This is a genomic window from Pseudoalteromonas sp. PS5 (genome assembly GCF_004103255.1).
Lineage (GTDB): Bacteria > Pseudomonadota > Gammaproteobacteria > Enterobacterales > Alteromonadaceae > Pseudoalteromonas > Pseudoalteromonas peptidolytica.
In genome coordinates this window covers 46,609-67,820 of record NZ_RCSQ01000082.1, presented here as the reverse complement: position 1 = coordinate 67,820, position 21,212 = coordinate 46,609, and the positions used below count along the sequence as shown (strand labels likewise).

Annotated in this window: 16 protein-coding genes; 10 read left to right on the top strand and 6 right to left on the bottom strand. The window is 43.8% G+C overall.

What is annotated here, in order from left to right; genetic code table 11:
* Positions 1-89 precede the first annotated feature (89 nt).
* Together D9603_RS11700 and D9603_RS11695 are read left to right on the top strand one after the other, a co-directional pair.
* Positions 90-965: a retropepsin-like aspartic protease gene (locus tag D9603_RS11700; RefSeq protein WP_128731446.1), complete on the top strand. Its 876-nt coding sequence runs from the start codon at positions 90-92 to the stop codon at positions 963-965.
* Positions 966-1,167: 202 nt separating this feature from the next.
* Positions 1,168-1,707 carry a carboxymuconolactone decarboxylase family protein gene (locus tag D9603_RS11695; RefSeq protein ID WP_128731445.1) on the top strand — a complete coding sequence of 180 codons (540 nt, stop codon included), beginning with the start codon at positions 1,168-1,170 and terminating at the stop codon, positions 1,705-1,707.
* A gap of 38 nt (positions 1,708-1,745) precedes the next feature.
* Here D9603_RS11695 and D9603_RS11690 read toward each other — a convergent pair whose 3' ends face one another.
* The 3 genes from D9603_RS11690 to D9603_RS11680 all read right to left on the bottom strand — a co-directional run bounded on the left by D9603_RS11690 (position 1,746) and on the right by D9603_RS11680 (position 4,482).
* Entirely contained in the window at positions 1,746-2,168 is a 423-nt protein-coding gene (locus D9603_RS11690) for a hypothetical protein (protein WP_128731444.1), read from the bottom strand.
* Positions 2,169-2,179: 11 nt separating this feature from the next.
* Positions 2,180-3,976, bottom strand: coding sequence for a S8 family serine peptidase (locus D9603_RS11685; protein WP_128731443.1), 1,797 nt, complete (start codon positions 3,974-3,976; stop codon positions 2,180-2,182).
* 101 nt (positions 3,977-4,077) lie between these two features.
* On the bottom strand, positions 4,078-4,482 hold the full coding sequence (locus D9603_RS11680; protein ID WP_128731442.1) for a YbaN family protein: 405 nt from the start codon (positions 4,480-4,482) through the stop codon (positions 4,078-4,080).
* Between the two features lie 256 nt (positions 4,483-4,738).
* Here D9603_RS11680 and D9603_RS11675 point away from each other — a divergent pair, with 256 nt between their 5' ends.
* Positions 4,739-5,977 carry a Zn-dependent hydrolase gene (locus D9603_RS11675; RefSeq protein WP_128731441.1) on the top strand — a complete coding sequence of 413 codons (1,239 nt, stop codon included), beginning with the start codon at positions 4,739-4,741 and terminating at the stop codon, positions 5,975-5,977.
* 71 nt (positions 5,978-6,048) lie between these two features.
* Here D9603_RS11675 and D9603_RS11670 read toward each other — a convergent pair whose 3' ends face one another.
* On the bottom strand, positions 6,049-7,344 hold the full coding sequence (locus D9603_RS11670; RefSeq protein WP_128731440.1) for a porin: 1,296 nt from the start codon (positions 7,342-7,344) through the stop codon (positions 6,049-6,051).
* Between the two features lie 312 nt (positions 7,345-7,656).
* On the opposite strand from D9603_RS11670, the gene D9603_RS11665 reads away from it, so the two are divergent.
* From D9603_RS11665 to D9603_RS11640, 6 genes are all read left to right on the top strand, one after another.
* Positions 7,657-9,615: a methyl-accepting chemotaxis protein gene (locus tag D9603_RS11665; RefSeq protein WP_128731439.1), complete on the top strand. Its 1,959-nt coding sequence runs from the start codon at positions 7,657-7,659 to the stop codon at positions 9,613-9,615.
* A gap of 276 nt (positions 9,616-9,891) precedes the next feature.
* On the top strand, positions 9,892-10,743 hold the full coding sequence (locus D9603_RS11660; RefSeq protein ID WP_128731438.1) for a D-hexose-6-phosphate mutarotase: 852 nt from the start codon (positions 9,892-9,894) through the stop codon (positions 10,741-10,743).
* A 390-nt stretch (positions 10,744-11,133) separates the two neighbouring features.
* On the top strand, positions 11,134-12,483 hold the full coding sequence (locus tag D9603_RS11655; protein ID WP_128731437.1) for a sigma-54 dependent transcriptional regulator: 1,350 nt from the start codon (positions 11,134-11,136) through the stop codon (positions 12,481-12,483).
* A complete protein-coding gene (locus tag D9603_RS11650) occupies positions 12,461-13,732 on the top strand; it encodes an ATP-binding protein (protein WP_128731436.1) in 1,272 nt (423 codons plus the stop codon). The genes D9603_RS11655 and D9603_RS11650 overlap by 23 nt, the downstream gene beginning before the upstream one ends.
* A gap of 61 nt (positions 13,733-13,793) precedes the next feature.
* On the top strand, positions 13,794-14,030 hold the full coding sequence (locus D9603_RS11645; RefSeq protein ID WP_125250737.1) for a hypothetical protein: 237 nt from the start codon (positions 13,794-13,796) through the stop codon (positions 14,028-14,030).
* 91 nt (positions 14,031-14,121) lie between these two features.
* A complete protein-coding gene (locus D9603_RS11640; RefSeq protein ID WP_128731435.1) occupies positions 14,122-16,932 on the top strand; it encodes a hypothetical protein in 2,811 nt (936 codons plus the stop codon).
* A 78-nt stretch (positions 16,933-17,010) separates the two neighbouring features.
* On the opposite strand, the gene D9603_RS11635 is transcribed toward D9603_RS11640, so the two are convergent.
* Positions 17,011-18,822: a PKD domain-containing protein gene (locus D9603_RS11635; RefSeq protein ID WP_128731434.1), complete on the bottom strand. Its 1,812-nt coding sequence runs from the start codon at positions 18,820-18,822 to the stop codon at positions 17,011-17,013.
* A 386-nt stretch (positions 18,823-19,208) separates the two neighbouring features.
* A complete protein-coding gene (locus tag D9603_RS11630) occupies positions 19,209-20,366 on the bottom strand; it encodes a hypothetical protein (protein WP_128731433.1) in 1,158 nt (385 codons plus the stop codon).
* A 213-nt stretch (positions 20,367-20,579) separates the two neighbouring features.
* Between D9603_RS11630 and D9603_RS11625 the strand changes: the two genes are divergently transcribed.
* On the top strand, positions 20,580-21,194 hold the full coding sequence (locus D9603_RS11625; protein WP_128731432.1) for a PQ-loop domain-containing transporter: 615 nt from the start codon (positions 20,580-20,582) through the stop codon (positions 21,192-21,194).
* Positions 21,195-21,212: the final 18 nt, after the last annotated feature.

Here is a 21,212-nt window from a genome sequence, read left to right as displayed (position 1 = left end):
TTAAGCAAATTGGTATAACTTGATAATTGCTTGACAATTGCTCGGCATAGTTAGCTCAACAAAAACATCAACAGTGTGAGAGCGAGATTATGAGAGCAATTATTTTATCAGTATTAGCATGTACTACCGTTGGCTGTGGCATCAGCGCGCCTACCAAACCTGAGTCACTCACCTTACCGATGAAGTATACCGAGAAAGGTCATGCCTATGTAATGACAGCGCTTAATCATCAGGTCACGCATCCCATGATTTTAGACACTGCTGCGAACGTTGGTATTTTGCCTGTAGACATGAAAGTAAAATTAGCCTTGCCAGAAGACAAAATAAGCACAATGAATGTGCAAGGAGCCAATGGTAATTCAAAGCTGGAATTGACAAAGATAGAGCACACGAGTGTCGGGCGTTTTGCAATTGAGTCGCTACCGTATGTATTTCAAGATATGAACCGCTTAGAGGTCGAAGGCGTCTTACCTGGCATTTTGGGGCATGGATATATGTCGCAATATTGTAATGTGTTTGATTTTAAAAATAATGCGTTTAGTTTGTATCAGGGGGATTGCCCAAGTAGTGTGACACAAGGTCTAGAAAGTGCACGCTTTACAATAGACGACGACTTTATCAAACTCACTGCAAGTTTTAATGGTGAACGGGTGGATGCGTTACTAGATACCGGCGCGCCAACTAATTACATCAACTCACACTTGGCAAATAAGCTATCTTTGACGCTTGGTAAAGAAGATATCGGCCGAGGTCTAAATAATATAGAAAACAAAAAGGTCGCCATAGAGTCACTGCGCTTTAGCGTAGGTGGCAAGGAAATCATCAATACTGAAAGTCACTTGTCAGATATGCCAGTATTTGAGGTGCTTGGATATAAAGATGAGCCATTTATCCTACTTGGCTTAAGTAACTTTAAGGATGACAAGCTAGTTATCGACTATGCTGAGAACAAAATTTATTTTTGATCCCAATGCTGCTGGCTTGACCCGACCAGCCAGTAGCGAATTATATTTCATACTAATTTAGAAAGTTATTGTGTTTACTATAGCGAACAGTTATTTGAACGTTCATTCAAGTAAGGTTAGTCTAGTACTCAATGAGTAGTTAACCTTAGGTTAGTTAGATCTCGGGTTATACCAATACAAAATGCACCAAAAGGAGCAAGTTATGACTGACTTTACAATCCATACTGTGGACTCTGCACCGCAAAAAGGTAAACCATTACTCGAGAAGTCCCAGCAAGCGTTTGGCCGTATTCCAAACCTTCATGGCGTGATGGCTGAGTCGCCTGAGCATCTACATGGTTATCAAGTGTTACACGAAGCGTTTTTAAACAGCTCGTTCAATAACGATGAAAAAACCGTGGTATGGCAAGCGATTAACGTAGAGCATGAATGTCATTATTGTGTGCCTGCTCACTCCGCTATCGCAAAATCAATGAAAGTGAGTGATGAGTTGGTCAAAGTATTGCGTGAGCAAGCACCACTTGGCGATGAAAAATTAGAAGTATTGCGTGCCACAACACTCGAAATGCTGCGTGAGCGCGGTAAGTTAAGTGATGCACAAACTAAAGCGTTTTTTGCCGTGGGTTACACCAAGCAAAACCTGTTGGAAATCATTTTAGCGCTAAGTCAAAAAGTGATGAGTAACTATGTGAATCATATTGCACACACGCCACTAGATGACGCTTTTAAGGCGTTTGCATAGTGTGCAGAGGAGGCGTAGCGCCTCCACTTCATACCCCTTTACTCGCTTTCTAATCCTTCGAGTTGTAGGCCAATTTGTGTGCTCAATACTCCTGGCTGAGCGCGTAATTGAGCGTTTAATACTTGAAGGTCTATCTGTGAGTCAGCATGCCTATAAATAGCGCGATTGCCTCTGACATAACTTAAAACCAGTGTATTATCTTGCGCAAAAGTTGTGGCATCGATCACTGAAAGGTGCTCCACGATAATTTCCCCCGTGACCGTGTACAATTCGCCGGTTGACGGCGACTGTAGCTGCAAGCCTTTTGTTAAGGTAACACTATTCGCTTCTACAGCAATAAACTCTTGATTATTAATAGTAACAGCAGCGCCTTGAGAGGCTTCTACCAGCTCAACCAATGCGTCGTTGTTTGCAAAAGCGTGGCCACTCAGTAATAAGGCAGTTAAAACGATTGCTTTCATGAAGGTTCTCCTTAGTTATGACCAATAAAACGAATTTGCCATGAGGTGAGTACACCATCTTGTGCATTATTTCTGTGAACTGCTCGAATATCTTGTGCGCCATTACGAGGGTCAAATACGAACGCCTCATCTTCACCTTGTGTATCAATGAGCCGGATTGTCCATTGGCCTTGAGCGGCTTCACCATAGAAGTGATGTGACAACATCTGCATGTCATCAAAACCATTACGACCTGTGATCGTTCCAGTTCTTGGGGTCATCAATATACTGCGAGTTCCTGCTGGAGAAATAAGTTCAATTGCCACGTCTCGAGTGCTGGTATGCTCTCCTGTTACTCGGATCTGGACAGCCTCAACGGTGACATCGTTGTCAATTTGTACCGAGCTTTCACCACCTGCAACTGAACCATCAGGTATGGTTACGTTGGCATCAACTTGCTGCCACGGTGTGATGGTAAAATTGCCGCGATCTGCATTATAGAATCTTGCCATGTGAACTGCCGCGTCAACATCTACGGCACCGAAACCATAAAAGGTATGGAAGTCATAACCTGCCGCGTTAGTTTGCCATGTAGGGATAGCGTCGTACTGTTGTGCTTCGCCCTGTGCATTGTTAAAAGTCAGGGTGACGCCTGGGTGTTCCGCATCAATTTTGCGTGCGGTAGAAGCTAATATGTGCCTGACATCGCGCCAAGTCAAAGCGGGGTTTGCTGACATAATTAATGCGATTGCACCTGTTGTATTTGGTGCTGCTGAAGACGTTCCATTCATTGTGGCATTATAGTCACAGTGTGGGTCGAGTGGGTGCCCACCATGCAAGCTGTTACGTAAATTGGCTGGGTTTTTACCCCAATCGCAACCGCTGATATCGGTTGAGATGATCGCTGGTGTTGTGGAGCCATACTCACCACCCGGCGCGCTCACAAACACACTTGAACCGACCGTAGAGTATGAAGAAAGTTTGCCATCTGCGTTGTATGCTGAGACCACTAAGTTCCAGTAACTGGTATCAATTCGCTCAAGGTTTACATTTTGCATGGGTAAGCCGTGGTTACGATTTGCAAACCATAAGTAACCTGAGCCAAGACCACGGGCGTTAAAGCTTTGTACCCGATACCCATTGCCCGCTGACTTCACGAAAATAGCACCGCGTCCGCTGTGACTGGTGGTGGTGATCTCTTCTTGTGCCTGTTCATAGGTTTGTAGCCATGGTGTTGAGTCATAATTAAAGCGCTGTGGTGCAGATAAGGTGCGACCATAGCTTTGGTTAAACACCCGAGGAAAATCAAATGAAGCCTTGTTAAAACCATCAGAATACATGCCGTGAGACTGTAGCCAGTTCTCCATATTGCCATTTTTTAGGTAGTTAAAACCAACAAGTCCAGCTCTTGGAGCAACCCCACGACCACCAATACCATTAAATGCAGTTGCTGCAATAATCCCTGCAACACCGGTGCCGTGACTGTCACTGCTGTTGGCTGGTTTTAAGTCTGGTGAGTTGGTTAGAAAGTCCCACGATCCTGGTTTTACATTATTAATTAAATCGGGGTGTGTGAGCTCAACACCACCGTCAATTACAGCGGTGGTGACGCCGCTCCCCATAATGCCAAGCGCATGAGTTAAACTTAAGTTCAGGTCTTCTCCTGCCACGCCACCTCGTTCAGAAAAAGCATTTTGTCCGGTGTTTTTTAGATGCCATTGCTGGTGTACGAGAGGATCACCGGGAAATAAAGGGTATTCCTGTTGGGCGCTGGCAGAGCTTGCCATTATGCCTAACACTGTTGCTAGATAGGTTATTTTTATTTTCATAGTATCTCAACTTGTTGTTGTTTCTTTTACAAGAACAAGAGATATACCTTAAATGGGTAGCAATGTAAACTTTGGGTTTATTTTGTTTTATTTGTGTTTTTTTAATCTCTAATGTTAACGGGTGTTGTGCTTGGGCGTGAAAATATATAACAAAGCACTGTGGCCTCGATGCTTGCGACAACCCAGATCACCCACATAGGTGCAGCGCTTAGACTTAGTATGACAAGGCCAATCGCCATTCCTACTGTTGCACCAATTTTACCTTTGGGTGGAATAACTTGATATTGTTGCCATGCCACTAGGCTGGGGCCAAATTTTGGGTGAGTCAGTAGCCAATGCGCTAATTTTGGAGAGGAGCGCGTAAAGCAGCCCAGCGCGAGAATGAAAAAAATAGTCGTAGGCATCACAGGTAACGCCATACCAATAAAGCCAAGGCCAACAAACAGGATCCCTGCTGCGTGAAACCAGAAACAGCGGTTGAATAGGGAGGTGTTATGTTTTGGCATTGAAATTCTCACTTTTCAAGCGACAGAGACAGTCACTTCACACACTTAAAAGCATACCACAGAGCCGGAAATTCGCGAATTTTCAACTAAGCTAAAGCTAAGCTTAAGGCAGAATCCAAGCCTGAATCAAAGTGAGCACCTAGTTGGTATAGGTAGTAACTTGTGAGCGTAGCAGGCACACATTGTCGGCTAAGGGTTATAGTTACGAAGTGAATAACAGCACACGGAAGGTGTCATCGAAAATGAGGAGTGAGTTATGAAAGTGAATTTGGAACGTCTCAAGTCAATGCTATTCGCGCTCGCAGAGTTTGGCTACAACCATGAAGACAAGGGGATCTATCGACAAGGGTTTAGTGACGAAGATTTTGCAGCTAGAAAGTGGCTGATGTCCTGTGCACAACAAGAGGGATTTATAAGCCGAATGGATGGTGCAGGCAACGTGATCATTGAAATGACTTCTCCTGAAATAGCAACAAAACCCGCGGTGATCATAGGCTCGCACTTAGATAGCGTGCCAGCTGGAGGTATGTTTGACGGCACGCTGGGTGTTGTTGCAGGCTTTGAATGCCTGCGAGTGCTTAAAGAGCAAGAGGTCGCATTGACTCATCCTGTTTGGGTAATAGGAACTAGTGAAGAAGAGGGACGTTTTAGTGGCATGATTGGCGCTCAGGCGTTAACCGGAAAGTTAACGCCACACCAGCTCTTAACCAGCCATGATGCAGAAGGTTATATGCTTACCGATGCAATGCGTTCCCAAGGGTTAGAGCCGATGGAGGCACTGAATGCTAGGCTTGAGCCTGAGCAAATCGACAGCTTTTTTGAGCTACATATAGAGCAAGGACCCGTATTAGATCAAAAAGGGATTCAAATTGGTGTCGTTGAGGGGATTTCTGGCGTATTTAAGTGGATCGTTAGGTTAATTGGCAAAGCCGATCACGCAGGAACCGCGCCGATGGAGATGCGCAGTGACGCGTTTATGGGGTTGGCAGACTTTGCGTATCAGCTCGATAGAATCATTGCTGAAGATGGCACTGATACCACAAGGATTACGGTTGGCAAAGCAGAAATCAAGCCCGGTTTTGCGCACACTGTAGCGGGAGAGGTTAATTTTACTATTGTGGCGCGCGATATGGATGAAACGGTAATGGAAGCCTTGGAGTTGGCCTGTCATAAGGTATTAACTGCGATTGCCCGCAAGCATCAATTGGTGTTTGAGCATGAACGGATGAGTTGGGTACCACCAGTAAAATGTTCACCAGATATGATCCAGTTTATCCGCCAACAGGCGGACGTTTTGTCACTTAATTATCAAATCATGCCAAGTGGCGCTGGACATGATTGTCAGGTTTTCTGCGATATATGTCCGACAGGACTTATTTTTATTCCATCTATTAACGGTGTTAGTCATTCACAAGAGGAATGGAGTCATTGGCACGATGTTGAAGCGGGTAGTAATTTGCTGCTCCATTGCGTATACCAAAAGGCGATGCGCTAATAGCTACATCGCCCCGAATACAACGCTTTTTGCAGGTTTATGCGTGAATTTTATTGGCGTCCCATGAACGGCTAAAAATAGTAGCCAAAGTTAATATTGAAGCGACGCTCGGTTTCATCGCTATCGCCAGCAATTGAGCCGCCAATAAATGGCTGGTTCTTTGCGTGAACTAAGTCAACATAGGTAAAAAATGCACCTGCGGCGAGTGATACGCCCGTTACATTCATCCATGTATCTTCAGTATTATCGGATTTATCATAAATAATACCGAAGTCATTATAAAATTGCAGATCGGTAATAGGACCAAACTCAACTGGCATACTGTAAGCTAAGTTAACATTTGACATGGTTGCTTCTGCTGCAATTGAGTCATAGAAAGCATAAGCGCCCACAGCCATGCGATTCACTTCATCAATATCGTAGTTGTACTCGCCATGCTGTAACTGCAAGTTCCAAGGGCCTATATTGCTATTTAGGTGCAGCGCCCATGCGTGGTAATCGCCGGCTCGGTCATTACCGTCGTGTAAACCACCGGCCAATCCTGAGAGGCCAATTTCTGTGACACCACCGCTGTGCTCAAAGTGGTAGGCGTAGCGGCCAACAAACGTATTGTATTCACCGATTGGTTGAGTGGGATCATCATAGACACCATCTCCCGCCTTACGAAAACCAACGACGTCATAAGAATAGCGGTCACTGCGGTCATCAACGTAACCATCTACGCCACCTAACTCGTCATTTTTAAAAAAGCCGAGGTCGAGCTGCCAGTTATCTGCAACTTTTCGTTTAAAGACCACCCCCATATCATGATCATCTTCGAGGCCAATATAATAGGTGGTGTTAAAAAACCAGTTATGAGAGTTGTAAGGTGAATTGCCAAAAGGCACTTTGGTCATACCAACCTGTGCTTGCCAATTCTCGGCGAAATCGTAGTCTAAATAGGCATACTTTACAGCAGTCATGTAGTCAAAAAAGCGGATTTCTGCATTTAAGCCAAACCCACCTACGTTACCTGAAAAGTTAAGCCTGAAAATATCGAAATCAAAATCACCGCCGCGATTTTTATTGTCATCATCGTATGAGGTATGACTGAAATTAGTTCGTACGGCGCCGCCAACTTTGATACTTGGCTTTGGCTCTGCTGCGGCAACGGTGGTTGTGGTGTTATCTTGCGCTTCAGCTTTTTCAGCTTTTGCAAGTTCTTCCTGCTTAGCTCGAGCTTGTTCCTTCTCCTCTAATTGCGTGAGTTTCTTTTGAAGTTCAGCCAATTGGCGTTTTAATAGGTCAATTTCTGAATTATTGGCAAGCACTGGATTAGTGCTAAGTGCTAGACCTAATCCCAGTGAGATGGTTGAAAGTTTTAACATAGTTGTCCCGTTGTTAAGTGGTTGAGCGCAAAAACTTCTTACGGATAATAGACTATAAAAACCAATTTTGCAGAAGATGGCATATATGGTCTAGTAATTAAAAAGCTGAGTTGAAAAGTGCGTTATCACACCTGACCCAGACATTTTATCAAGTTGTTACAATAACATGCCGAAGGCTTTACCCCAAAGTCACCGAGATAAGCGGTCATAACGAACAATAATCGCTGCTCAAGTAGTCATATTTTTGTGTCATTCTTGCTCAATAAGGTATCTATCACTATATTTTTATAATCGATGAAATGGTGTTGATTCATGAATATATCGCAAAAGTTAAGACTATCGTTTGCAGTGGCAATCGCCCTGCCGTTACTGATTATCGCGGGGCTCATTATTAGTCAAACAAGGCAGCAGGGTATTGAGACTTTTTCAGAGCTAAGCGATAGAGAAGCGATCCAAGTCGATAATGGCATTCAGATGTTTTTTGATGAAATTGCAAAAAATGTTGATTATCTAGCTTCCCACCCTGATGTGTTAAGTGCCCGTCAAGGCGTACAAACGTATATGGACAAAACCAGTGCAAGCCGTCTCAACTCAATGGCTGGTAGTGAGAGTGAACGCGCAGCATATACCCTGTTTGAGCACTTTGGCAAAACCCACCCTGGCATTGCCTATATCTATATGGGTAATCAGCAAGGCGGGTATATTCAATGGCCGTTGGGACAAGTAAATGCCAATTACGATCCACGTCAGCGCCCATGGTTTAAAACAGGACAGGGCGGTAATGGCGATACTATCCGTACAAGTGCGTACTATTGGGCGCCAGATGATATGGTGATAGTGTCGACGGTGAAGGCCGTGAAAGCTAACGGCCAAAATGTTGCAGTGCAAGGCATGGATGTATCTTTGCAGGGATTAACCAAGATTATTCGTAATATTAAGCTCGGAGAAACGGGATACTTAATGCTGGTGGAGGATACCGGTAATGTCCTAGTTGATGCGAAGTTTTCGGAACACAGGTTTAAGAAATTAAATGACATCGCAAATGGCCGTTATCGCGAATTGGCGCAAAATAATGACGGTCTATTTGAGTTGGAAATAGACGAAAAAGACTATTTTGCCAACATTTATACGTCGCCTAAGCTTGGCTGGAAATTTATTGGGTTAGTTGAAAAAAGTGAAGTAATGGCAGCATCAAACGCAATGACGCTTACCATTCTAATCTTGAGTGCCGTGCTGATTGCCATTTTTGTGGTGCTGGCCAATTACATTTCCAAGTTGATTTCAGCGCCTATTGTAGAGGTGAGTGATGGACTGACTGAAATATCGCAAGGGGGAGGTGATTTAACCCAACGTCTAGATATAAAAACCAAAGACGAAACAGGTAAACTCGCAACTAGTTTTAATCAATTCCTAAATTTAATCACTGAATTAGTGGCACAAATAAATGAATGTGCGCAGCAAGTAAATGAAACATCAAAACAAACCGCGTCGCAGTCTGATCAGCTCACTGGGGCGACGAGTCAACAGCAACAAGCGCTGGAAATGGCTGCCACAGCCATCAACCAAATGGCGGCTACGGCCAATGAAGTGGCGGCCAGTTGTGCAAATGCCGCAGAGCTGGCTGGTCAAACGCAACAAGCCTCTGAGCTTGGGCAAAGTGTGATTACAGAATCGGTAGAGAGTGTAGCCACTCTATCTGAGGTTATTAACAAGGCGACCTCAGATATTATGCAGCTGGATACTGAAAGCGAAAATATTATGTCTATTTTAAGCGTGATACGAGGCATTGCTGAGCAAACTAACCTATTGGCGTTGAATGCTGCAATAGAAGCAGCGCGCGCAGGTGAGCACGGTAGGGGATTTGCTGTGGTTGCAGATGAAGTAAGAGCCTTGTCGCAACGTACTTCAGAGTCAACAGAAGAAATTGCATCACAGCTTGATAAGCTGCGAAAAATGACTGAGTTGGTATCTGGGGAAATGAAGCGCAGCCTCACACGCACAGAAAAAACAGTGGAGTTGACTAACTCTGCACAGCAACAGTTTTCCGAGATCACTCAAGCAATTGTGAATATCAGTGATTTAAATACGCAAATTGCTACCGCAGCCGAAGAGCAACAGCATGTTGCAGAAGATATTAATCGCAACGTGGTAGAGATTAAAAATGCCGCAGATAGTGTGAGTGATATAGCGGTGAACACAAATGAAAACGGAGTGAGGCTGCATTCTTTATCTAGCGCATTGACCGATTTAGTTGGCAAATTTAAGGTGTGATTCGCCATAGATTGAAACAGCATGAGTATGCTCACTATTATCCAAACCTTAATGTGTATCGCTGAAAGTGGGGATGGGTGAGCTGAATGGTTCTAATCGCCCATAGTAACCCGCTTTTACTATATTTTAAGGCTTTTCCCTGCGCTCAAAAAGTACCTGATAACGCAATATTTAATTATCAAGTAATTGAATAAGTTTCAAAATGATTGATAACAGTTTACTCGCAGTATTTAAGTGGTAAGGTAAGCATATCATCGAGTTGACGTAGGAATTACCATGGAACTATCACCTTCTGTTTCGATTGAGCGCACAGAGTCAGGTCTGGAATATATCTGGGTTGACAGTGCACTGTGTCAGGCAAAGATTTTTTTACAAGGCGCACAGCTGACGGAGTTTACACCAGCTGGAAAAGGCAACTTAATCTGGGTTTCTGAGGCTGAAGATTATCTCGAAGGAAAACCAATTCGTGGTGGTATTCCTATTTGTTGGCCTTGGTTTGGCGTGCATAGTCAGGCTGAGTGGCCTATCCATGGCGTCGCGCGTAAATTGGTCTGGCGTGCTGATAGTGTGATAGAAAACGACAACGAAATTATCGTAAAACTCACTTTGCCAATGACCTTGGTCGAAGCGCAATATTGGCCCCATCAATCAACATTAGCAGTTGAATTTGTGCTTTCAGATAAACTGGCTGTGCGACTGACCAATACGAATACAGGTGATGTGCCTTTCACTCTGACACAAGCTTTACACACCTATTTTCCGACACCAGAGATTGGCAGCACCACGGTGGATGGGTTACAAGGTGCTAAGTATATTGAGTTTGGTGAAGGCCCATATGAGCAAAATGAGATAGTGAGTTTTGCGCGCGAAACAGACATGGTTTATACCCAAGCGGGCGCAGTACAAACGATTAATACCCCAGCTGGAATTATTGAAGTAAAACGTGAGCAATCTAGCTCTTGTGTATTGTGGAACCCCTGGATTGAGAAATCACAACGCCTAAGTAATTTTAATGACGGGGAGTACCACAACATGCTGTGCTTGGAAGCTGCGAATGTTATGGACGATGCTGTACAGTTGGCACCTGGAGAAAGTCATACACTAGGCACGGTGCTGCGCTGGTTATAACGCGTGTTTGTGTGTGCTTTGCTTCTAAATCAAACACTAACGGCATTAAATGTTGTTATTTAGTACAAACTAAATAGCATAAGGATGTACAGGTCGTAGTGATAGCGGTGATACCGACTAGGTTTCCTCGGTGAAAAGTAGCCCACTTAACTAAGCAAATAACTGAGCAACCTGAATTCGGGATAATAACTTGAACTCTAGCAGCTGTTACCTCTTACTACAGCGTTAAATTTGTTTAGCTATTGACGCACAAATTTGCTTTGTATCAAGAAAGAACTGCGAGCTAGCGTGATATTACATCTTTTGAGCTCAGGTTCAGTATTGGCATAAATGAAATCTTTGCGGAGTAACTTCGCTCCGCAAAAGCAATAAAAGAATAAAAACTCTGCTATGGAAAATCCGACCATCTTGGTTATTGACGACAACGCTGAAGTTCGTCTAAGTGCTGCATTTTTTTTGGAAGATCAGGGTTTTAATGTAATTGAAGCCGACACACCTGAGCTTGCTAAAACACTCATTACTAAACACAAGGTTGCCCTTGCGCTGTTAGATATGAATTTTGCTCGCGATACCACCTCGGGAAATGAAGGTATTGCTTTTTTACAGTGGTTACAGTCACAGCACATTACGCTGCCGGTGATCTGCATTACCGGTTGGGGGAATGTGACCTTGGCTGTATCTGCAATGCAGCTTGGTGCGTGTGACTTCATCGAAAAACCATGGGATAACCAGCAATTACTACAAGCAATACAACAACAACTCACCATCACGGCAAAGCAAACGAATATCACGTCGCAGGTGCCTACTACCTCAGAGTTCCAGTGGCAATCTAGCGTGATGCGCTCGCTGTATAAGCAGCTTGAAAAAGTTGCGAAAACACAGGCGCGAGTATTATTGACAGGACCAAGCGGAACTGGAAAAAGCCATTTAGCTCACTGGTTACATCAACACTCTGAGCGATCTCAAAAACCTTGGGTGGAGGTTAACATGGGCGCTGTACCTGCATCTTTGTTTGAGAGTGAAATGTTTGGTCACAGTAAAGGTGCCTTTACTGATGCAAAACAGCATCGGGTAGGGCGCTTTACGATGGCACAAGGCGGAACATTATTTCTTGATGAAATAGTGACGATCCCACTACCGTTGCAAGCCAAATTGTTACGCGTTTTAGAAAATGGCAGTTTTGAAGTCGTTGGAAGCAGTCAAACTCAACAAGCGGATTGCAGGCTCATTTGCGCAACTAATGCCAATCTTGAGCAGATGGTTAGCGCCGGTGAGTTTAGAGAAGACTTATTTTACCGTATTAATACCATAGTGATTGAGGTGCCACCACTGGCTGAACGACATGGGGATATCGTACCGTTGGCTGAATTTTTTATTGCCAAGTACAGCCAGCAATATGGTGAACCTGTAAGGCAATTAAGCGATGAAGCTAAGGCGGCATTGGTAGAACATACTTGGCCGGGTAATATTCGAGAATTGAGTCACGTGATAGAGCGGGCAGTGTTGATGGCTGAAGGTGGTTATATTGCGCTAAGCGATTGCCAATTACGGTTTAAACATGCGCCTTCAATCGTGCCGAGTGGTTCTGGACAGACTTTACAACAAGTCGAGCGCGATATGATAGAGCAAGCGATGCAGCGCGCTCAAGGAAACGTCGCCGTTGCGGCTAAAGCCTTAGGGTTAACTGCTTCTTCGCTTTATAGGCGGTTAGAAAAGTATGGCCTTAAAACTGCTAACTAGTGCCGAACAGCGGCTCAACTGGTATTGCACCGTATTAACCCTAAGTTGCTCGATACTTGTGCTGCTATTACTTATTCAGTCTCCATTACATATCGTATGGGTCGGGGTGATAGTATCGAGTGTCTTTATCTTGTTAAGCGCTTTACAACTGCGGGTGTTATCCCATTGTCGGCGTATTATCACACGTGCCAATTGGCAGCTAGAAGCCATAGCACAGAGCGACTTTACTCAAACAATGAAGCCCCACTATAAAACAGGTGTGGTTGCTGAGTTTGAGCAACGGCTGTTGGCACTAAGTACTCAGCTTCATACTCAAAAGCGTCGTTATCATAGCCAACAATTTATTATTTATCAGCTAATTGACAGCTTAAATACGCCCATTTTAATGTTTGATGATAACTTGAAATTAGCGTATGCCAATGGCGCTTTTTCGTCACTTTATCATCGTCCATGGCAAGAATGTAAAGGCGTAAATGTCACTCAATTTGGACTAATGCAGCAGGATGGGCATTGGCAGTTTCGAGATCCCACAAAACAGTCGCGATGGCAGCTACACAGGAGTGAATTTTTTCAAGAGGGTAAGCAGTTTTCTTTATTGGTGGCGTTAGATATTACCAAAGCTCTGCGTCAGCAAGAGCTGGCAGCATGGCAGCACCTGATCCGAGTTATCAGCCATGAAATCCATAATAGTTTGACACCGGTGAGCTCTTTAGCGCAAACGTTACTGGCTAAAGCACAGAATGATAGAGATAAACAGGCGCTGAGTGTGATCGGTCAGCGTTGCCAGCACCTACGGCAATTCGTTGGCCAATATGCAAAAGTCACACAAACGCCAGAGTTAACCCGAGAGCCGATCTCTGTGAAGATGTTGCTATCGTCGGTGGCAGCCTTGTTTGAGTCAACTGACATCGAAGTAAATTGTACTGTGAGTAGCTTACAACTAGATAAAGCGCTGATTGAGCAAGTATTGATTAACCTAGTCAAAAATGCCATTGAGGCATGCACAACAGAGGCACAATTAACGTTAAAAGCGTATTACCAGCAGCAACAGGCCGTTATTGAAGTGCTTGATAATGGTCCTGGTTTTGCTAATTTGGATAATATTCTTACACCATTTTATTCGACCAAAGCTGCTGGCCAAGGCATTGGATTGACTTTTAGCCGTAATATAGTGGAGCTACATGATGGACAACTGGTGTGTGAAAATACAGAGACAGGTGGACAAGTAAAAATGATCTTTTCTATTTGATAATAGTTATCATTAGCATATAATAAATGTTGTCTTCGAAATCTCAGCAAGGAGCTTTTATATGCTATTCACCTACCTATTGGCTTGTGCATTTATGTTTGTCGCGAATAGTTACTCCAAGTCTTGTCAACCTCAAGGGCAAACCAAAGCGAAATGTGCGGTGCTGTTAAGCGCAACTTTGATTGCGGCTGCAAAGTGGCAAGCTGGACTGAGTACGACAGTGATATTTTTTGTATTTGCGGTTTCTCTGGGTGTACTCAGTCTGTTTATAACGCTGGCGCAGCCACAGCAACAATAACGAAACTTAACGACTAACAAGTATAAAAATCACACTTTTTCTCTCAATATCTTGATAAGCTAGGCATAATCTAAGCGTTTTAGGACAGGTTATGCGTGCTCTACTCGTCGTATTAGTCGCTGTGGCAAATTTTGGTGCACAGGCTCAATGGCTAACCATTAAAACTGATAATTTTAATGTCCACTATCCCCGTTCATTGCAACACTGGGCCTATTCAGCGGCAAATGAACTAGAAATTGTAAGAGAGAAAGTGCTAGCCCAGCAAGGGCGGGCATTGGATGAGCGTGCTGATGTGGTGATCTATGACCCTGATAATGCGGCAAATGGCTTTGCGTTACCTAGCACAGATAAACCAATGATGGCACTGCTGGCAACGCCTCCCCAATCCGATTCCTTTATCGCAAACAACATGAGCTGGCAACAGCTTTTGATTTTGCATGAATATATCCATTTGGTACACCTTTCTCAGCCGAGCCGCAACCTGTGGCGTCAGCATCTGCGTGATTGGCACGATATTACTGACTTGCTGGATGCAGTACTACCACGCTGGGTGAGTGAAGGGTATGCCACTTTGTTGGAGTCAAGATTGACGGGTCGTGGACGGCTGTACGACAACTACAGTGAGAGCGTTGTGCGCTACTATGCGCAGCAGGGGGCATTGCCGACTTATGGTGCGTTAAACAATGGTGATAAATCTTATCTTTCTAATTCTATGGCGTATTTAGTGGGTGTACGTTTTTTAGCATGGTTGGAAGATAATTATGGTGCGCAGACTCTCGATGCGGTATGGACAAGAGTGCAAGCGCTTGAGTCTCGTAATTTTGAAACTGCTTTTCGAGGCGCGTTTGGAAAATCTGCCAATCAGTTATATCGACGCTTTGTTGTTGAGTACAGTTATCAAGCTATGCAGCAAGAATTGGCACTGCCACCAACAGCAAGCCAGTTGTGGCAGACGTTTTCATTTGATGCCAGAGATATTGTGTTTTCGCCGGATCGAAGCCGGTTCTTAGTGGTAGAGCAAGACCATAACCGTCGAGTGACACTAGGGATTTATGAAGCTAAAGACAATGACGAAGCTGCTGAGCAATTCAACATGCGCAATCAAGCCATCTTGGCTGCTGATCCAGAAGACGTACCGGATATTAAACCGGAAGTCTTTCCAAAAAAGCGTCTTGCACAATTTAATTCTCATAACTTTGGTGGGATCTATCACCCACAATGGCTCAATGATAAGCACATTTATTTTGTCGCAAAAACACCAACTTCAGAGCATACCTTCGTCAATGATTTGTTCTTGTGGCAAAGTGATACAGGTGTATTAAAGCAGCTAACCCGTGGTACTGGTATTCGCCGTTTTAGTATTATTGATGCGAATACTATCATCGCTGAGGTATCGCGTCAGGGCTATTCTCAATTAATGAAAATAGCGCTGGATTCTGGCGAGCTGACTCCGATCACTACAGCAAAACTTGGTGATGTCTATGATTTCCCTGTATTAGTTGAAAATAACTCGACATTAGCCTATTTGCGCGTGTCTCCAAATAAACGTTGGCAGCTGGTAGTTGAAGATCTTACAGGCAATTTAATTGATATTGTCTATCTACCAAAGCAGCACCAATATCTAACGGCATTACATTGGTCAGGCGATGAACATAAACTCTATTTCATCTCAGGGCTTGAAGGTCATATGAAAGTGATGCGTTATGATTTGTCGAGCCGCAAACTTGAAACCTTACCGAAAAACGCAAAGCCACTCAAGCAAGTATTGGTACACTCTCAAAAGGTATTTGTTAGTTATGCGGCTCCTGATGGCGTCAAATTGGCGCAAATTGTTTCACCGCGTTGGCAAGTCGTTCGGGTATCGGAGCCCGTCGATAATGCTGAGCGAAAAGCGCAGCATAAACATCAACTACCACCTGCGAAAATAGATCAAACAGCACACGAGGCCGTGGCGTATTCGGCATCTGAACAGTCTTACTCCATTGCTTTATCCGGTGCACTACACAGCGCTGCCTTTGACAGTGTTGGCGTGGCATTAAAAGGACAAGATGTGTTGAGGCAGCTTTCATGGCAGTTGGGGATTGAGAAAAGCATTAATAATGGAGCGTTATTGGGAGGGTTTGCTCAGCTTGAATACTATCAACATAATTGGAAAACAACGCTAGATGCGGGGTATCAAGATCTCGCACCGGATAAGCAATCCAATGCAATATTAGGAAAGGGGAATGAAGCTCGCTTTAAGCAATTTGCGCTCACATCTAGCTATCGTTTTGGTGACATACTCAATAATGTAACGCCTGAATTTGGTGTAATTCGGATACAACAGGGTGACACTGTTTGGAACGGCAGCCGCTATGGGGCAAACGGCAATTTGGTTTGGGATGCACAGCAACACGGTACTGCGCTGCATGTATCTGCTAGTCAATGGTTGGGAGAGCTAAATGGCTTTGATTACCAAGTAAACTTATTCGCAAAAGCGTGGCATATTCCTTTCTATGCTTCGGTTGATAGTCGTTATAGTAATAGTCTCCCTATTTCACTTGGCGGTGGTCAGTTGACAAGTACCTCAGTTAGTAACGGTTTGAACGCCATAAGTGAGCCAATGTTACCTTATTTGTTTGCCACAGGTAGTCGCTATTTGGGTTACGAATTTGCGACCTCATGGCAGCAAGGTAGACCTAAATTATTCTATAAGCAGCATCAAGTTGATAGAAGCGTTATTGGGCAAAGCTACGGGATAAAAATGCAATCATCATTATCAAAAACCGTGTTAGGCAGAGCCGCAAATTTTGCCCCTGCGGGCTTAACCGATCTGTATTTTAGTGCTGGTATTGGTCGCGTAGAAGGGCATAACATGGCAAATGAAAACCGAGTTTGGCTCGGAGTTTGGTACGAGTTGTAGTCAAAAAAGCGGGGGCAAACCCCGCTCTATGTGCTTTACACTGCAATTTATACCAGTTTACTATTGTAACTAACGGTATTAGTTATGGTCTGCGACAATCTGTAATCCTGAGTATGCGTTGTAACCACGGATCATCACCCAATAACGACCAGCCCCTTCATTTAAATTGCAAGACTCATTGTTACCGTAGCGGTAAGGTCGACAAGTCCAATTGCTGGTAGTTGGCTCTTGACCTTTGAGGACATACAGGTCTGCATCACCTGTTCCGCCACTAATATTGAAGGTCACTGTATTTACCCCCGCCGGTGCATCATAGTAGAAAAACATCTCACTACCGCTGCTTCCCGACAAGTTGCTTTTTGCCACACCTTTGAAAAGCTTTTGCTCTTCACCTGGTAGGCTCACAGTTACTTGCTGACTAGTTGATGCCGTTGCACCAGTATTGTCCGTTATCGTGAGCTCAACATTGTAGCTACCCGAACCTGTAAAACTGTGTGATGCTTGCGCACCTAATGCAGTTGCACCGTCACTAAACTGCCAACTATATTGTGTGATGGCACCATCGGGTGAGCTGGAACTTGAACCATCGAAACTACACGAAAGGTCAGTACAGTTATAGGTAAACAAGGCGATTGGTGTGGGATCGGTTGTGCCATTATCCCCAACCGGGATCTGACCACCGAAGTGGCTAGAAACTTGCGGCCAGATCAGGCTAATTTTGGCACCTTTGTTAGTACAGCCACCTAAATGGTGCAGTGCGACAACATTGTTAGTTGCAGCTGCCAGTACTGGAGAGCCTGAAGAGCCACCAATAGTGTCACAATAATAGCCGATATCTGTGCCCGTTCCCCTACCATTGGCATTTGCTTGGTTCACAGAGCAAAGGCCGCTATTGTCTTGGTCTGACTCAATTGACAACTCTTTTGGATTGCCAGAACCGTGTTGTGGGATATAAATACGCTCGCCTTGAGATGGGTTGCGCACATCAAGCCCAAAGTAGCCAAACGGCTGTGCTTTGGCGAAATCATTAATGGTGAAAAGCGTATAGTCTAGGGTGTAATCTGTTTTTAGGAAGTCTTTACCCGTCACTTTAACGACCGTTTCACGTTGGCTTCCATTACAGCTTGTGTTTTGATAGTTAAACCAGACCTCAGTATTTGCCAGCTCTGATGCAGAGCCAACACAGTGATTATTGGTAAACATGCGGTTATCAGCCCCGACACGCCAACCCGTACATAAGCCACTACCATTCATTAATAGCCTAGCCACAGGACGTGAGCGCTCAAACTCCACTGGGTGTGACTGCGCCCAGCACTGTACATCTTTACGCTCCATGGCACCACAGGTAGATAGAGTAGTGACATCGGTTGCACTCTCAAGATAGTTTTGACCTTCAACACCATGATAGTAAAAATCGATCTCAGGGATTTTATCGGTTTTACCTGCACCTGGGATATACTCAACGATGACCTTATCAGCAGACACCGACATCGCTGAAAATTGTGTTATGCCATCATCAGATATCGTAGGGTCGATGGTGGCAGCACGAAGATTGTCTTGGCTGTAAGCGTAGTATTCGGCATTGTTTTCTGAACGCACAATGAGTTTGCCACCTTGTTCAAGGTTCAGGTTTTTAAAGTGTAGCTTGATATAACTGGCGCCAGGGTGGGAGACTGTCTGGACAATTGCAGCTGAAGCGTTAGCTATGCTGGGACTTTGCTGCGATACGAGTGGTAAATGTAGATCATACTTCTTACCAATAGTTGCTTTACTCACCTTACTGGTGTATTCCATCATTTGGTTTTCTGTTAATGGTGCCTGTGCCATTGCCTGCGCCATTGCCAGACCAGAGGCCAAACCCAATACGGCAGTAATCATTTGTCGTTGCATTGTTATTCCTTTTGAGTGTGATTAGCGTAGATTGCTTAGTGGGTGATTGGTCATTGCGAGCCATTTGGTCTTATACCAATTAGCCTTAATACTTGCTCTGTTTGAAGGAGTTAACTGCGTAAAAATTTCTAACTTAGAGCAACTAAGTAGCGAAATTTTTATCTTGCCGATAGCAGGACGCGGTAGCGGTGTTATCGACAAGAGTTTCTCGCCTCAAAATAGACTACGTAATTACGGTAACTGGTATAACCTACGTGCACTATAGCGCACAAATTTAGCACGTTTTTTAAACACCCATACACCAAAGTAGAAACGACTGTGTGGATTGTAAAGTTTTTATTCACAAAATATACAAATAATTTACCTTGTGCGTTGATAATATTGCTTTATTGCATCATCAGTTGCGTTAGCATGTTTTGTTTCGCGCTATAAAGTGTTTTTTTGTATGTTTCTCTGGACTTATTAATTGCCTGATCAAAATATACTAATGCCGCTTGAAGGTTACCTTCTAAATAAGCGATTTTACCCAGCTCAGCATGGATCTCAGGCAGGTAGTGGTAGTTTAATAGCAGTGGCTCAATGAGCTTTTTAGCCTTGCTATAGTTTTGCTTATCAATATAACTCGAAGCCAGAGTTAGTGTGTCAAAAGGAGAGGCAGGACTGCGCTCGAGTTGTGCCAAAATAGATTCTCTCAAGGCGGTTTGATCCGCAGGTATATAGTTTAAATAATTAAGAAGTAGGTTAGTGCTAGTAAGTTGCTGCTGTGCTGCGTAGGCGTAAATTTGTTTTGCACGTACTCTATCGCCTACGTGTTTGTGTAACAGCGCGGAAATGTTAATTGTTTCTGGATCATTGGGTGCATACTCAAGTGCTGCCATCAGTAGCGAGTAAGCTTTGTCATAGTCTGCTGCTAATAAAGCTGAAACAGCCAAGTTGGTATAAAACTTTGCAACCAGATCTGCATAGGTTGCATTGCCAGAAAACACACTGTCTTGATTGGGAAAATAGTCAATAATGGTACCCGAAGAAAAAAATATCATACTATCGTTTTCTTGCTCTCTTGGGGTGATCAATTTGGTTTTAAAATGGCTGGAGGTCAGGACAAAGCTTTTATTTTTTTGGTAAACAGGGTAGCTATCAACTTTAGCATAACTGGTTTTTATCCCTAAAACATTGGCATAAGCTTGAGATACAATTGCTAACGAAATACAGTTTCCTGAGCGTTGTGAGAGGGCATCTTTGGCGATAAATGTTGCGCCATCATAGCTAAAGTCACCAATCTTATTTTGTAAAAAGTTACCGAGTAACTCATCTATGGTGATGTCACTATTTTTGTGTTTTTCTACATATTGCCACAGTGCTTGCACTTCACTCTGCGGCAGTGAAAAGATAGCTTGCTCTGATACTACAGGTTGAGGAGTGAATAATGCGTGATTAAATAATGAGGCAACCGTCATACTTGGTTTATCAGCTGTAGAAGAAGTCGGTGTTGAGCTACACCCGAGCAGTCCAATCGCGGTAAGTACTACAAATAGCCATTTCATTGTGAGTTCCCTGTATTTATTTTTATACGCCTGTATTTTAACCTTGCCAACACACTCAATACTGATCTCGCCATCATTCTTGTATTTTAAAAGTTAGCTCTTAAAATGCGCGCCTTCAAAAAATAAAACCTTAAAAATCATTATTTTACGGTTTTTTAGTAAAGGTTTTACAGCACTTTAACTTAGCAACATTTTATACATTTGGAGTTTGCATTGAGCGAGTATTTACCGATCGTTTCCTCTTTCGTTTTGGTTTTAAGCTTTATTCCTTTGATTGGGAAAATCCGTAAAAATCGCAGTGCGTCAGGTGTATCGCTGTTGATGATGAGCTTTGGTGTTGCGCAAAGCACTTACTTTATTGCTTACAACGTCTTTTTTGAACGTTTCTTTATGGTGCTGCCTTTTGTGGTCACTGGATTACTAAGTGCTTTAATTTTATATTATTTTATTCGCTATAATGCAAGCACCAAACAGCGTAATCAACTTGCATTGTTACTGGGTGCATCGGCGTTGCCATTTACATTATTAATGATTACCAATTTTGCCGCATCGGTGGTATTTGAAGCGCTCACTTATCTTGGCCTGGTTATGAGCTCTATTCGTGTGATGCCACAAACATATAAAACGCTAAAAAGTGGTGATGTTTCTAATTTAAGTGCAAGGTATTTTTCTCTGCAATTCTTGGCTGGTGGAATAGGACTAGCGGCGGAGTTGAGCCTTGCTCATGTCAGCGTGGCACATGTGATGATGTTTGTGATGATCTTACTTACTAATGCGGCTCAGCTTGGCTGCATCCAATATTATCGCTCTCGCCCAGCATTGGCTTGAGCGATGTAATACCAGTTA